This window comes from Pelagibaculum spongiae (assembly GCF_003097315.1).
GTDB classification, from domain to species: domain Bacteria; phylum Pseudomonadota; class Gammaproteobacteria; order Enterobacterales; family Pelagibaculaceae; genus Pelagibaculum; species Pelagibaculum spongiae.
Genome location: NZ_QDDL01000012.1, coordinates 68638 through 82398 on the forward strand (window position 1 = coordinate 68638; position 13761 = coordinate 82398).

Annotated in this window: 13 protein-coding genes and 1 pseudogene; 6 read left to right on the forward strand and 8 right to left on the reverse strand. The window is 40.1% G+C overall.

Features of this window, described 5'->3' with window-relative positions; all coding sequences use genetic code 11:
• Positions 1 to 6 precede the first annotated feature (6 nt).
• From DC094_RS19505 to DC094_RS19520, 4 genes are read right to left on the reverse strand one after another with little or no spacing between them, the layout of a single operon-like run.
• Positions 7 to 1458 carry a protein kinase domain-containing protein gene (locus DC094_RS19505; protein ID WP_158527404.1) on the reverse strand — a complete coding sequence of 484 codons (1452 nt, stop codon included), beginning with the start codon at positions 1456 to 1458 and terminating at the stop codon, positions 7 to 9.
• A gap of 1 nt (position 1459) precedes the next feature.
• The gene (locus DC094_RS19510) at positions 1460 to 2155 is read right to left on the reverse strand and encodes a PP2C family serine/threonine-protein phosphatase (RefSeq protein WP_158527405.1); all 696 of its coding nucleotides are present in this window, start codon (positions 2153 to 2155) and stop codon (positions 1460 to 1462) included.
• Positions 2156 to 2157: 2 nt separating this feature from the next.
• Positions 2158 to 2820, reverse strand: a complete 663-nt coding sequence (locus DC094_RS19515) for a vWA domain-containing protein (RefSeq protein WP_116688810.1) — start codon at positions 2818 to 2820, stop codon at positions 2158 to 2160.
• 17 nt (positions 2821 to 2837) lie between these two features.
• Positions 2838 to 3149: a DUF4258 domain-containing protein gene (locus DC094_RS19520; RefSeq protein ID WP_116688811.1), complete on the reverse strand. Its 312-nt coding sequence runs from the start codon at positions 3147 to 3149 to the stop codon at positions 2838 to 2840.
• Between the two features lie 743 nt (positions 3150 to 3892).
• Here DC094_RS19520 and DC094_RS19525 point away from each other — a divergent pair.
• From DC094_RS19525 to DC094_RS19545, 5 genes are all read left to right on the forward strand, one after another.
• Positions 3893 to 4075: a hypothetical protein gene (locus tag DC094_RS19525; protein WP_116688812.1), complete on the forward strand. Its 183-nt coding sequence runs from the start codon at positions 3893 to 3895 to the stop codon at positions 4073 to 4075.
• Positions 4076 to 4351: 276 nt separating this feature from the next.
• Positions 4352 to 5377 carry a radical SAM/SPASM domain-containing protein gene (locus tag DC094_RS19530; protein WP_116688813.1) on the forward strand — a complete coding sequence of 342 codons (1026 nt, stop codon included), beginning with the start codon at positions 4352 to 4354 and terminating at the stop codon, positions 5375 to 5377.
• On the forward strand, positions 5367 to 6215 hold the full coding sequence (locus DC094_RS19535) for a JmjC domain-containing protein (protein WP_116688814.1): 849 nt from the start codon (positions 5367 to 5369) through the stop codon (positions 6213 to 6215). The genes DC094_RS19530 and DC094_RS19535 overlap by 11 nt, the downstream gene beginning before the upstream one ends.
• A complete protein-coding gene (locus DC094_RS19540) occupies positions 6199 to 6906 on the forward strand; it encodes a hypothetical protein (protein WP_133245634.1) in 708 nt (235 codons plus the stop codon). Before DC094_RS19535 ends, DC094_RS19540 begins: the two co-directional genes overlap by 17 nt.
• Entirely contained in the window at positions 6899 to 7993 is a 1095-nt protein-coding gene (locus DC094_RS19545) for a leucine-rich repeat domain-containing protein (RefSeq protein ID WP_116688816.1), read from the forward strand. The genes DC094_RS19540 and DC094_RS19545 overlap by 8 nt, the downstream gene beginning before the upstream one ends.
• 405 nt (positions 7994 to 8398) lie before the next feature.
• Here DC094_RS19545 and DC094_RS19550 read toward each other — a convergent pair whose 3' ends face one another.
• The 4 genes and pseudogenes from DC094_RS19550 to DC094_RS22465 form a co-directional block, all read right to left on the reverse strand.
• Entirely contained in the window at positions 8399 to 8659 is a 261-nt protein-coding gene (locus DC094_RS19550; RefSeq protein WP_116688817.1) for a hypothetical protein, read from the reverse strand.
• Positions 8660 to 8792: 133 nt separating this feature from the next.
• Positions 8793 to 9986, reverse strand: a complete 1194-nt coding sequence (locus DC094_RS19555) for a DUF1173 family protein (RefSeq protein ID WP_116688818.1) — start codon at positions 9984 to 9986, stop codon at positions 8793 to 8795.
• Positions 9987 to 10397: 411 nt separating this feature from the next.
• Positions 10398 to 10817, reverse strand: a pseudogene (locus DC094_RS22460) (IS1595 family transposase); the annotation flags it as partial.
• A 22-nt stretch (positions 10818 to 10839) separates the two neighbouring features.
• Positions 10840 to 11322: a transposase gene (locus tag DC094_RS22465; protein WP_255420951.1), complete on the reverse strand. Its 483-nt coding sequence runs from the start codon at positions 11320 to 11322 to the stop codon at positions 10840 to 10842.
• A gap of 305 nt (positions 11323 to 11627) precedes the next feature.
• Between DC094_RS22465 and DC094_RS19570 the strand changes: the two genes are divergently transcribed.
• Positions 11628 to 12968: a PDDEXK-like family protein gene (locus DC094_RS19570; protein WP_116688820.1), complete on the forward strand. Its 1341-nt coding sequence runs from the start codon at positions 11628 to 11630 to the stop codon at positions 12966 to 12968.
• The last annotated feature ends 793 nt before the right edge of the window (positions 12969 to 13761 follow it).

Below are 13761 nucleotides of genomic sequence, written 5' to 3' on the forward strand. Positions count from 1 at the left end.
TATTCCCTACCAGGTAAATTTCCAGACAATATGAGCAGGGCGATTCGTTGAATCGCAATACCATATATGCAGCTCAAACTGTTCGCCTTTTTTTACTTCCTGCTTGAGGCTAGCCTGACGCTTTATCTCGAGAGTTTTTTGATCGCTGCTGCGAATCATCAATACTTTTGACTTATTCTGAGGCAGTATTCGTAACGCTTTGGCAGTTAATTCAATAGAGCATAAGCGGGGTGACTCGTGATAGTGCTCACTGCCTGCGGGATTAAGGTGTAGGTCTATCGTTTGATCAAGGTTAACTAACTGGGAATAGTCCGTATTAATCCATGGTGAAGTTTCAGGGTCTTCATTTTTATCGAACTCATCGTTATAGAAGAAGTAGTCCAGTTTTAGTGAATGGTTCAGTACCTGCTCGCTATCACAAAAGTCGCAAACATGCTTATCGTTGTAAAAGTAGTGACTGCCACAATCCTGACTGTTTTCACAGATAACCAGCCGTGAATAAGACTGATCCAGAATATCTTGCCATTCCGCCATTGATGGCCTTTGATAGGGCTGATTTTTCCCCGTGGAAAAGCAACGCTCAAATAGCGTGAATGTTTTGTTGTTAGTGACCAACTCAAGAGGGATGCCTGATTCGTCCCAGCAGTTGCTATCATCACTTTCGTCATATATCCAAGGTAATTCACCTGAGTGGGCTTGCTCTAATACCCGTTCTGTATCTTCAGCATCATCGCAGAAGAAGCTTGAAGTAAATGGGTGATTATCAGTCAACAGCTGCATTGCAATGACAGCAAAGCTCCAGCAATCGGTTGCTATGTTGACTCCAGATTCTTGCCGAACTACCTCTGGAGCAGCATAACCTGGAGTATGTATGTGGCCATGCCCCTCTCGTTCGCTGAAACAGATGTTGTCACAGTCAATTAGCCAAACTTGGTGATCATCAGCTGATTGAGAAATAAAAATATTTTCTAAAGAAAGATCCCCATAAGCCATGCCACGGCTATGAAGTTTGTTCAGGTTTTTTGCTAATTCTTTAAGCAAATAAACTCTTCGTTTCAGGCCCCCTGTTGCAGAGAAACCTTCCATAGAACCATCTTCGCAGAGAGAGATATGAGTCTTCTCAATCATCTCTTTTATAGGCTCAAGACCATCCATTAGCTGTAGAACATAGCCAAAGACTGATTTAGGTTTTTTAATAATGGATACCGGGCGGGCAATTTGTAACTGTTCAAGATCTTGCCTCATCAACCATTTAACATGGCGCAGCCATTCTTTGTTTTGCTCTAAGTTTTTGCTGGTTCTGACTTTGACCAAGACATTGGGAAAGTTGGTCAGGCAAACTTTTCCTTGTCCACCTTCACCTAAAGCGCCAGTCAATCTATAGCGTTGCCCCAAATTATCAATAGCGTCCCTGTTCCCTGTTTTTTTGCGTTTTTTCTGATCAGTCTTTGCGTTCATATTACCTTCTTGAAACGACCGCGATCGTTTTATCATCCGTGTGAAAAGGAGTCGGCCACTCGGTTAACTGCTTCTTTAACCAACACTTTGAATATCGAGATCCTTTACTGGTCAGGCTGGATATTAAGTCAGGAGCAAATTGGTCAAAATCCTCGATATCATCACTAATTCCATCTGTCATCAGAATGACGTGATCACCCAATTTAAAAAGATCGGTATGAGCACAGCTCCAATCACTCATTTTTTTTGAAATGCCTAAGCCAGTGGTCTCATTTAAAAATGCTTGCTGATTTCGGCTATCGAGTATTCGTGTTGTCCCACCATGAGTGAATAGTGCAACGCCATCGCCAAGCTGCAACAGGCGGCATTTTCCATCTGCACAACCCCAGGCAATTAAGATCGTTGCTACGGCATCTCTTGGATTAATTTCTCCAAGCAATAACAACCAGCGACGATATAGGTTTTGCACTAGCTCACGATCAGAAATCGTAAAATCTGATTCTTTAATAACCTGATGAGCTGCCCGACAAGCCATTTTTGATCCCAGTGCAGCATGGGGTTTTGACCCCATGCCATCACTGACAACTGCAACCCATTGCTTGCGGCCATTTCTTACCTGAACTGTATCCTGGTTGGGGAGACCGGATTGCAAGTGTCCAGGCCCGACAACCGAAGCTGAATGAACTTGAAAAGCCACAGTTAAAATTCCAAATCCAGTTCATTTACTGAATCATCGAATTCCAGCACAGCTGATTGGTTTGGTGTAGCGCTGCGAGAACGGGAAGTGATGCTCATGCTGACTGCTCGGAAAAACTTGATGATGTCTCTGGCATCTTTTGCTTTGAAAAGAGGTGCTTCCAAGTCATTCACAAAATCTGACATTAATGATTCATCAGCATCACTGCCAATCGCCATAGCCATTCGGGTAGCTTTACTTGCACGCTCCGAATTACAGAAATTAGTAAAAGACTGATGGTAGCCATCTGTTGGATGCCCATCTGAAACCATTACAATTACCGGACGATATGCGCGGGATGGTACCTTTTCTTTGTCTTCAATAATCTGTTGTGCCAGCTCTAGTGCCCCACCCATTGGTGTTCCACCCGTAGCAATTAATGGCTCCATACCTTCAATTTTATGCGCAGGTATCATTGGCAGATGTTCTTGGGCACTACCGCCAAACGTAATTACCGAAAGATGTATTTCTGCATTGAGTCGGCTTTCTTCCTGAAAAGTGCCAATCAAGTCTTTCAGTGCAAAGTTCAATGCATCAATTTTTCCATTAACACTCATGCTGCCGCTAGTGTCTGCCAAAATAATTACCGGGATTGGGCGAGCGGTTTTAGCTGCGAATTTTTTCACTGTTATATCCTCAAAATCTAGTTTCTACGCTTTATTATTGGACGCAGGTTTGAAAGGTTTTTATTTCTATAAGTGGTAATGATCTGGCTTTCATTGTGCTGGGCTACAAGAACATGCACGCCTTCAGCACCACGAAGATCTATAGAAGTGTTTTTTTGGTTAGCAACCTCCTTTTTGCCAACGACGTAGCATATAATGCCGTTGCCTCGAATTCGACGGCCAAATGCTAGAGTTAAATCGATTTTTTCCTGGCTAATTCCCCGCTGATTCATTCTAATCTGCGCATGTAATGAAGGTGCGGCTAAATAACTTTGATTGGTTGAGTTCATGGTTCAGCTTTACCTCATTCTCGCAGCATGTGTTTAACTGCTATTGGTAAAGCTATATCCGTGCCAACTTTTTAAATCATCAAAAACAATAGCTTATGGCTAATTTTGTTTTAGGCTTGTTAATTTAAGTTAATTTATAGTTATCATACCTTAACTTTCAAATGCGATAAAGAGTCAGTATTGCTTTAAAGTACAGTCGAGTTCCTATTGAGTTGGTAAAGCAATCTGCTTGCAAAATTAGTTCGATAAATGTTCTGGCTGAACGGAGTTGGGTACTTTAATGAGCGAAAATATATTTAAATCTATTGACGGTACATTCCCCCTGCTGTTTTTTCTAAAGTGTTGAAGCGTTTCTTCAGCCTGATGAAGCAACTAGTGGTATTGGCTGAAGGAGGTTTTTTTTCAAAGTTAATCAGAGGTTTGATGATCTGAGGCCTTTAAGCGGCACGCTTGAGATGATGGAAAGGTATGTTACAGGCCTTTGCAAAGAGTGCGATCTTCTTTTAAAACTGTTGGAAAAAGATAGTAAGTAATATTTCATTCACCGGCTAATAATGGTAGGAGGTAATCAAATATTTCAGAGAGAGAGGGGTGTATTTCGGGAAGACTACCTAAAGGGCGGCTACTTGCATTAAAGATACGGCATGCGAGTAATTTTTGGTTCAAAAATTAATAAATCCAAAGCTTGACGACTATTTCAGCGAAAGATAATATTCGAACTATCAATTCAAAAGGAATGAAGTATGAGCACCCCTTCAGCTATTAAATCTTCATCGGCAATTCAGCCATCAAAATTCGAATTTCAACCGAACTTTAGTGCGGCACTTGAAAGAGAAAAAAACACTCCAAGCGCTTCTACCTCTAAAGTAACCAAAACAGAGCTTAATATAGAAGATAGTTTTGGTAGCTGGCGAGAATGGGATTAGTACTCCACCTCCCATAATTTGAAAATATGAATCCAATTGCCAGATCTATGTATCTGGCAATTGGATTCAATTGATGCCAAATCAATAATTTAACATCAGCCCTTCTGTTATCGCTGGTATTGTACGTTCACAATAGATGATGAAAATTTTGATAGCTGCTTGTTGCTAAATATTAAAATATTCTATGCGTTTCAGCATGCCTAAATAAAAATCACACGATGCAATGGTTACCTATTTATCATTCATCAGAGTTCAAAAAGTCAAACAAGGCATAAAATGCAGTATAGTCATGACAGATTTCAGCTCGATCAAATTTATTTATTGCTAACTAGGAAATGTAACCTTTCTTGCAGTCACTGCATTCGCTCTTCCAACCCTTACTTTACCGAGCTAATAGACAAAGACCTCGCCTTTCGTATCATTGACGAGCTTTCCGAAATTAGAAAAGACGCGAGTATGTTAATAAGTGGTGGAGAGCCCACTTTACACCCTGATTTCTATGATATTGTTAAAAAAAGTGCTGGAAAATTTAAAAATGTTGTAATAAATACAAATGGGCTGAGGTTTAATCAGTTAAAAGATATTGCTAATTTCCAGAATGTATCGATTCAAATTTCAATAGATGGTGACGAAGATACCCATAATAATATTAGGGGTAAAGGTACCTATAAGAGAACATTAGCCAACATTGATAAATTATTTGAACTAGGTATCAGAGTAATAGTGGCGACAACAGTCACAAAACATAATTTTCATTCTGTTCTAGCTCTTGATCACGCTTTGTCGAAAATTAGTTTTTCGTATTGGAATATTAAACGTGTCGTAGGATCAGGCAGAGCAGATGATACTGATGATCTTACTACTCCAGAATGGAACGAATTTGTTTATAAAATCAAAGATGAAACTATAAATTTAGATCGCTTAAGAATAGCAACAATGTTCTCCGAAAATGCTATATATGCTGCGGCCAATGCAGATGAAAAAAATATAAATTTGTTTGCACAAAACTGCGGAACAGGCAGGTCAAAACTATACATCAATCCTAACGGAACCGTTTATCCCTGTGCATGTATGGAAGAAGTGATTACTGGGGATTTCAAATCTAGTTCTGCCGCCAGTGTATTAGACACTCTTGGTAGTTTAGCAATCGAACCGCAACAAGGGGCTGCATGTCATAATTGCCCCGCTTGGAAGCTATGTCATGGAGGGTGCCCTGGTGCTGCAATGCGAACAAAATTTTCGTCATTAGGTGATCCGAGATGTTCAGCTGTGCCTAAAGGTATAATAAATTATGAACTTTGATGATTTTTTAACCAAAGAAAGTGTGCATAGTTTTTTTCAAGACTACTGGGGAAAGAATTTCCTTCATTATGGACGGTCAGCGACAGCTTTAAATATTGAAAACCCTCAAAATCTTCTGGAGCGAATATTAGAGCAACCAAGGTTGCGCTATCCACAAGTTCGAGTTTTATGTGAAGGAGGTGCATTAAGCCCTCTTTTATACACAAAATCTAGCCAGTATGGCTTAGATGAAGAAATTGATGCTAATAAAGTTCTCTATTTTTCTCGTAAGCCCAACACTGTTAAAGTTGAAAATCTCGCATCTCTTCTGCCAGAATTTCGATCATGGGAGGCAAAGCTTACAAAGCTTTTTTCGTCGAGAATAACTTTGAATGGCTATTTCTCTTTTGGCCCCAGTGGTGGAATTCCAATACACTTTGACCCTCATCATATTTTTGCAGTGCAGCTTTATGGCCAGAAAAAATGGAGTCTAGGCGCCAACCAGTCGCAAACATTTCCACATAAAGCGATTACTTTTTCAGAAGAAGCTGAAAATCTATCCATGCTTGAATTAACCCTTAATGCAGGCGACATGCTGTACCTACCTCCTGGTAGGACTCATTCCGTTCAAACTGAAAATATCTCAATTCATGTTGCAATAGGTATTCATACTCCAAGATGCTTCCAGACTATCGCCGATCTTGTCGATGGTATTGTTGAAAGTCACCCTGAACTACGCGCAGACCAGCCTTTTTCTGTAGATGACAATGGGTTAATGTTTAGAAACCTAAACAAAAGTGAAGTCCAAACAATTTGTGACTTGCTGATTTCATCGGTTAAGAATGAAAACTTACTTTGATGTTATCGAGAGAGCCATTAGACCTTTCATCAATGAACTTTGGGAGAATTGCCCAAGTAAACTTTCCCTATATGTAAGAGGATCGTCGCTAATACATACTGAGATCTCAACATCCAAGCCACTTGATATCGACATTCTGCTATTTGTGCATGCAAACAAAGAACAAGCCCGCCTCATTGCGCGAAAAATTGCAAAAAAATGCCATAAAATTTATCCATTAATTCCTTACCTAGACATAAAAATTATTGATTACTCTTTAGAAACACCGGAATCTATATTTAACACCTTGCTTGTATCGCAAACTGGCCAGCTATTAGCAGGTGAAGACTTATCTCAGCCAATTTCTTACTTTAAAAACAGCTCTCGCGAGCTTATTCAGTTCTCTTTAGATGAAGCGGAAGCTAAATTCGAATCTGTTCTAAAAACATCAGATTTGTTAATTCAAAATAAACGACTTCCACACCTTTCAAAATCAATACTCCGTATTGGTGGTTTACTAAAATTAAATGAGGGTGTTTATGTTCGCTCGCCTTCCGAAGGTGCGTTGGCTTTATGTGAACTATCACCCAAGACACTCAAAGATATCACTATTATTTTAGACAGTTTTGAAAAGCAGACTCCATCTGAAATATTATTCAAATCTTTCGTAAAAATCCTAAAAATGATTAAAGAAGAGTTTTGTTATGATTAAAGTTTTTGGAGGGAATACATGCAAAAAAATAGCCCAACAACTGAATGTGACGCTGCAAAATTGCTTAGTTTTCTCAATCTGTTCCGATGAAAGGCTGTCAACCAGTCTTGATCAGTACCTACAAAATATAGAGAAAAAAAACATACCCTCATCATTAATCATTATTGGTGATTTTCCTTCTCTCCGCCCTGCGCCTTCCGAGAGCCCTGCGTCCTATGAGGCAATTAGAATGATTCAAAAATCTGCAGAGCTTAAGGGGACTATCCGGGTGTGTTGGCTAGATGGTGAATTGGTGAGGTCTAGTAACTCACTTCCAGTAATGCATTGGAATAACTTTAATTTTGAACAGGTTCCGTGTGGAGAAAATAGAGCCGCCACACTGACTAACGCATCAGAATCGCTAAATCATGATAACAAGAAGGCTTATGAGCACCTCTGCAACTTACTAAAGTTCAATATATACATAGGTGTTGAAGAAGAAAAAATAATTTCAATTGATCTTACAGATAACCAAGCTTACCAAAGGGGGCTGGGAATTGGCTTATCAATTGGACAACAGAAAAATGTATGGGCAGCTTTATTAGAGCTTAAATCCTTAAAAAAAATACGAGCGAGTTTTAACGACTTATCGTTTATTCCTAACTTAACGATACTACATCAACTGGAGGAATTAGATATACGAGGTAATCCAGATATTGATTTGACCGAACTATCTTCGGCCTTGTCATTAAAAAAACTTAATATATCGGCATGCAACCTTGATAGTATTCCAAATGAGGTTGAAACATTAGAAAATCTAACTACTTTACTTGCATATAAAAATACTATCGAAGACATTTCAAATATTAAATTTTCTAGATATCTTAAAAGGTTATCATTGTATCGAAATCAAATAGAGAACGCTGACATCAATTTGGGGCATTGTCATTCTCTCAAAGAGATAAATCTTGGCGCAAATCCAATATTACACATGAATTTAAAAATTTCTCCAAAGATAAATAAGTTAAAATTAAGAGCTAGACATATAGGAAATTCAATATTGGATTCTTTTCATGGCGATACTGTCATTGTCACTTCGAAAGAATAAGAGGTTGATAAGGCTGTATATTTTCAAGGGTTGGTAGATTATTTAAGTCGCTTTAAGGCATAAGAAAGCATCTTCCCAGATAAAATAATTGCGCGAATAACCCACTAAAGCGTAAACGCTTCATTGGTCCCACCTATTCTTCTATGATTTCTTGTTCCAATTTGTGATATCAATTTTCAGGAGATTCACGCATGGCTAAACAACAACTCAGGCAAGAACGCATCGAATAGTGGAAGAAAAGCGGATTAGCACAAAAGGATTTCTGTCTGCAGAATCAAATTAAATTAGCCACTTTTACCTCTACTGGATTGGAAGATTTCGTCGTTTCAAAGCGCAAGAAACCCAACCAGAGTCGGCTGACTTTACTCTTACTAGGCGATATGTAGTGCAATGTTTTAAAGCGTGTTAAAACAAATTGGTAGAAAACTTCCGAAATCCAATCTCTTTAATTGCATTGCCAGCCGCATCTAGCGTTTTGAACTGACGCATTTCACTAGGATCTCTGTGTGCAGCAATCCAGTAATTAATATTACCGGCGGTCGATTCAAAATGGACGTTATAGGCTTTATTCATAATGCCTAGGTGGACATTGCAGCTCAGCAATGCACCCGCATCAAAGAGGCGCTTCAAATCTCGGATCTTGAGGTATTCAGTTTTGGAAGTCATTTGCGTTTTCGGTTTTTGCAGATGCTTAATTGAAATTTGATTTTATGCCATTTTTTTAGAAATGCAAGTGCGTTTTTCATTTTTGCAGCCGATTGTAGGTTGCTTCTTGCCCATCATTAATTGGGCAAAAAAGCTAAATAATATCGTGGCTTTCTTTCTGGTTGACGTCTAAAACCTTGCTATATAAATCACTACTTTCAACAATAGTGTTTAACTCATCATAATAGCTCTCACTCGCTCCTGCTGGTACAAGATATACTGCTGTGGGTTGCTGTTTGGTATCCGTCAGCAGCAGAGAAGCAATGATATCCTTTTCATTAAGATTGTATCTTAGACCTTTGATAAAATGCCGTTTTTCATGGCGTAAACGTTCGATTAGTTCTAACTCTTCGATGCTCTCAAAAGCAAGCCAGCTCTGGTCAACCGTCATGAATGAGATGGTGTCTACTTGGGGGCTACCTGAAGCACTTAAACAAAAGGTGCAAATTGCCAGTAAATGAATAGATTCATTTTCATGGAAGAAGGCGAGCTCTTTCGAAAATATCTTGGCAATTCGTTTATAGGTATCTTCCCCCAAGTAGACAGGGGTGTCTGGCATATGTTTTACAATCATTTTGAAGCCAAAGCGGGCTTTTTCAATCGCTTTTACTTCACCAATAAGTATGCCCATGGGCTGCTTATTGCCTTGTTTTTTTAGTCTAGAAAGAAACTGCCTGCGTCGAGCAACAATGTCATCTTTATAATTCAGAGAAAACTGTTCAGGTATTAGTAAGGTTTCTGCTAGTGGATGATTTCTGACGAGTTTGCTTTGTGCAGCTTGGAGTAGATATTTTCTGATGATATACCAAGAGCGCTTGTCTTCCATTTTGGGTGACCACTTGTTCAGACCTGCATCTTCGTAGAGGCAATGTAACAGTGATCTGATGGAAAGCTTTGCAGGATCAGACCTAACTGATGTGGCCTCTTGCGACTCGCCTTTAACGATTGTCCGGTTGAGTGAAAGTTTTGACAAAGCAAAGTCCAGCTTCAGGTTAGTGAATCCTGACTCGTGGCTTTCAGTAATGGCTGTTTGTGCTACAGCACCTCGTCCTGAGAGTTCTGGAGGTATTTCGTAGGACTCACAGTCTGGATGATGGGATTGCCCACTATTGGACATTCGCTTTAACAGAAAATGATTATCGCTGGTTCGTGCGATATACATTGGAAGGCCTGGTGTTTTACAAAGACAGCGAGGGCGCTCCCGGGATTGATGTGCTTGAGATAATACCGCTTCAATCAAAGAATCAGAGCGTTCAAAAATTCCACCACCGATTGCGTATTTTGTCATTCTTTGCTTTCCACTGTGTTGTTTGGTGTTGCAGATATTGACCGGCAATCAAACTCAGGAAATAAAATTTTCCAGTGATGCAATATGTTACACCATCAAGCCAGTCTTGGATGCCCTCACCATGTTAGATGGCTTTTAAGTAAAAAATTTTTGAGGCGTTGTGATTATTTAATTTTCGAAAAGGATTCCAATAAAAAAAAGATCACCGAAGGTGGGCCTATTTGTGGCCACTGGTGGATGGTTGTTGCAAATTTTAAATTTGCAGTTGCGATACTGAATTTTGAAAAAATAGTAGATATGGAAATAAGTTTGTATTTTGTTATTTCAGCAATTTCCAGGTACAGGGCTTCAAGTCCCTTGAGCTGCACTACCGAGCTATCAGAAAAAAGGCTCTTGCTGGGTAGCAGGGTGCTAGTTAAGTAGTATACCCAGCAAGCCTTTCATTGATGATAAACCTCGGCGTTTTATATTGTGTAGCGCCTCAAAAAAAGATAGATAAAGCGGCAAATAGTCCTGTGAAATACCCCTGTGAGGTCTAAGCCAGGATCTCAGTAATGACCAAAAGCCTTCCATCGTGTTCACATGCACTTCATGGAAGCCATCACCATCTTCATCTCTCGCATATTCTCCAGCACTATGACAGACCGTTTTATGGCCATAACCCCATTCTTTCAGCCTATCGTAAATATTATATTCATCGGTAAAAACCTGTGTCCCTGCTTTAATATGCTGCAACAGCGCAGGTTTAATTGTCGCTTGCTGGACATTTTCCATCATGCGGATAACGACCTCACCACCCCGTTGAATCATGCCTAAAATAGGAGGTTTTTCCTTTTGTAGTGTTCCTCGACCTCTAGCGCCGCGAAGTCTGTTTCTTCTGGGTTTTCGGCCTTTTTTTTACCTGTTCAGGTAATCCTTTATGGCCTGCGACTACATAGACTTCGTCGCACTCTACTTCACCAGAAAGCACGACGGCTGCACCTCGGGATTGAATGTCTTCACGCAATGCTTTGGTCATGTTGTAAACATCGTCTTTATTCAGACCAAGCTCTTGTGCTATCTGTCGATTTGATAAATTGAGAGACATTAAATACAGGCAGTGAATCCAGACTTTTAAAAACTGGTGACGACCAGCAAAAACAGAATGTGTTAGGTCATCAAATTTTTTCTGGCAATCTTTGCATCGATAACGCTGACGCTCGGGCTGTGTGTCATCTTTGCCTTGACGAGTAATCCTATCGCCATGACAATGCGGACAGCGAACACCATCTGGCCAGCGAAATTCTCTAATCATTTCAAAGCATTTTTGATTGTCTAATAATGCGGTAAAGTTCATTGCAGCAAAATATGAAACGGGAATGAATCATAAGACAAGCACGTTAGGGAAAAGCTCCCTTGAAAGCATCAAGAGCCTTAATTTAATGCTATCGTAGCATAAGTAGTCAGCCAACGAGCAAGAGCATACCAAAAAAATGGCGCTTAACCAGCAGGCAAGTGTTGGACATAGCGATACCTTAAACGTCGGTTTGCATCTCTACAGAGATTTGCCAAGCAGCACGCTAGGCTTACTGACTTTGAAAGTTGCGGGGTATTTATGTGGTAGATTTCAATCTTCACCACTCCTCAAAGCACCATGGAAATATGGATATTCAAAAAGCATCCGAACTAATCAATAAATTTGTATCAGACGAACGTTTTCCTTTAGTTTCTCTTTACAACCAGAGTCGTCATATTTTTGATGTGCTTGGTCTTGGAGAAAACAAACTCTCTACAGTAATTGCTTGGTTGCTTGATCCACGGGAAGGTCACGGGCTGGGTGATTATTTCATCAAAGAAATGCTCAGGGATGCCATAGTGAATGGGGGCGCACCCATGCCATTAAATAGCCTGGATATCTGCTCATTAAAATTCGACAACTTGAACGTACAAACAGAATATTTGATTCACGACAAGAAAAGACTGGACTTCTTGCTTACTGATATCGATAACAAACTAGTTGTCATTATTGAGCACAAATACGGCAGCAGTGAACATAACAATCAATTGAAGGCATATTCCCAGTGGGCTGAGACACTAACGGAGCAAATCGAGGAATACCATCTCATTCGTATTCTAATGGATGGATATGGTCCTTATGATAAAAACAAAATTCATCCAGATGAACAAAATAAATGGGCGTGTACCAGCCACGATTGGTTAATTTCCGCCCTTAAAAATATTGTTGATTCTGAAAGGGTAAGCCCAGCTATCAACCTTATTTTTAAGGACCTACTTATCCATCTCAGTGGAAACTATGTTTTAGATAAAAGCCTCAAGAGAACGTGTAAACAATTAGCGTCTATGGCAAGCACTCATAGTGAGCTCGTGGGCAATTTTAAGGATATCACTCTAACCCTGCCTGCTGGCGACTCTGATTTAAACCTCGCTATAGCTTCCGACATTGATGTCATAAATTTGATGTCCGAGCTGGAAACACCCCTTTCCCCTGCGGTACTGAACATCCGACATTTTCTACAGAAGAATTTCACTTTGCTTGCCAATCTGGAGGACTATGCAAAGCTGGAGTGGGTGAAGGAAACATTGGATACACGACACCCTGATATCTTTGAATTTGAGTTTTCTTCAGGAAAAGATGCTGCTATTAAAATTTTCCATACCGCTTGGCAACCATATAGGAAAGATAAAAACAACTACTGGCCTTTCTATCTGAGCGTAACAGACATGAATACTGAGTCCGAAACCGAGCTTGAGTCTGGCTACAACCTGACTGTTCATATGCAGAAAGAAGGTTTAATGAATGAAGCAATAGCTGACAAACTTGCTGCAGCATATAACACCAAACTCAATGTTAACTGGAAATGGAAGAAGATGACGAACCGTATCGTCGATGTCAAACCTCAAGAACAAGAGCAACTGATACAGCAGATTCTGGGTGACCTAGACCGACTGGGTAGCTACGTTCAAAGACTATCCCCTGCCTAAACAATAATAAATGTAGGAGCTACCACGCCTATACGCAGGGCAACCTTCGGCTGTGGTAGCTCGACCTGTGCTAGCAAAACATACACCGCTTTATTTCCTCGGCATTTTCAACCACTACACAATTTAATGAATAGCAAAGCAATCCGATTTCCCACAAAGAGACCTTTGCCTTTTTGCGAGAGAACATTACTCATATTGAAACCCACGAATTAGAACAACCTAGGAATTTTCCATGGCTAGAACCAACTTCCCCGATGAATTTTTGAAAACATTAAAATTAAAGCTAGAGAAGTGAGATATTGGACTACTAAGGCTGCAACGGCCGCATTCCTAAATGGTATGAATAAAAAATTCATTCCGACATTATATTAACCCAAGAAACTTAGCCCAACTGCGCATAAAAAAACGCAACAGCAAACCAACAGAATTAATCACTGATCTACTCTGCATTAATATTTTTTAGCTTCCTGATCTGAACGTACATTCTGTGACGCTCGGTGGTCACTATAGCAATCCATATGAAAACCAACTAAGAGCGCATCTGGCATGCTTGATATCAGCCCCTCTTTTCCTGTGCAGGCAATGGGTATAGGAACCACTCGCAAGCCGGGGATATCGTCAACCAAACATACATTCAGATGTGTGCCACCAGCAACACTTAAGTATGTATTTTTTGGATTTCAAACCCCACCAACAGGGGTGAGCAATCCGCTTTATTGAAGATGGCATCAGCACCGAAGACACTATGGGTAAAATGATGGTGACCATTTTATCGGCTGTAGCCGAGCGTGTG

Bases quoted from the DNA above. Each gene is read 5' to 3' on its own strand.
- DC094_RS19550 (WP_116688817.1), bottom strand. From the start codon at position 8,659: ATGACTTCCAAAACTGAATACCTCAAGATCCGAGATTTGAAGCGCCTC.
- DC094_RS19520 (WP_116688811.1), bottom strand. From the start codon at position 3,149: ATGAACTCAACCAATCAAAGTTATTTAGCCGCACCTTCATTACATGCG.
- DC094_RS19540 (WP_133245634.1), top strand. From the start codon at position 6,199: ATGAAAACTTACTTTGATGTTATCGAGAGAGCCATTAGACCTTTCATC.
- DC094_RS19535 (WP_116688814.1), top strand. From the start codon at position 5,367: ATGAACTTTGATGATTTTTTAACCAAAGAAAGTGTGCATAGTTTTTTT.
- DC094_RS19505 (WP_158527404.1), bottom strand. From the start codon at position 1,458: ATGAACGCAAAGACTGATCAGAAAAAACGCAAAAAAACAGGGAACAGG.
- DC094_RS19525 (WP_116688812.1), top strand. From the start codon at position 3,893: ATGAGCACCCCTTCAGCTATTAAATCTTCATCGGCAATTCAGCCATCA.
- DC094_RS22465 (WP_255420951.1), bottom strand. From the start codon at position 11,322: ATGAACTTTACCGCATTATTAGACAATCAAAAATGCTTTGAAATGATT.
- DC094_RS19555 (WP_116688818.1), bottom strand. From the start codon at position 9,986: ATGACAAAATACGCAATCGGTGGTGGAATTTTTGAACGCTCTGATTCT.
- DC094_RS19530 (WP_116688813.1), top strand. From the start codon at position 4,352: ATGCAGTATAGTCATGACAGATTTCAGCTCGATCAAATTTATTTATTG.
- DC094_RS19570 (WP_116688820.1), top strand. From the start codon at position 11,628: ATGGATATTCAAAAAGCATCCGAACTAATCAATAAATTTGTATCAGAC.
- DC094_RS19545 (WP_116688816.1), top strand. From the start codon at position 6,899: ATGATTAAAGTTTTTGGAGGGAATACATGCAAAAAAATAGCCCAACAA.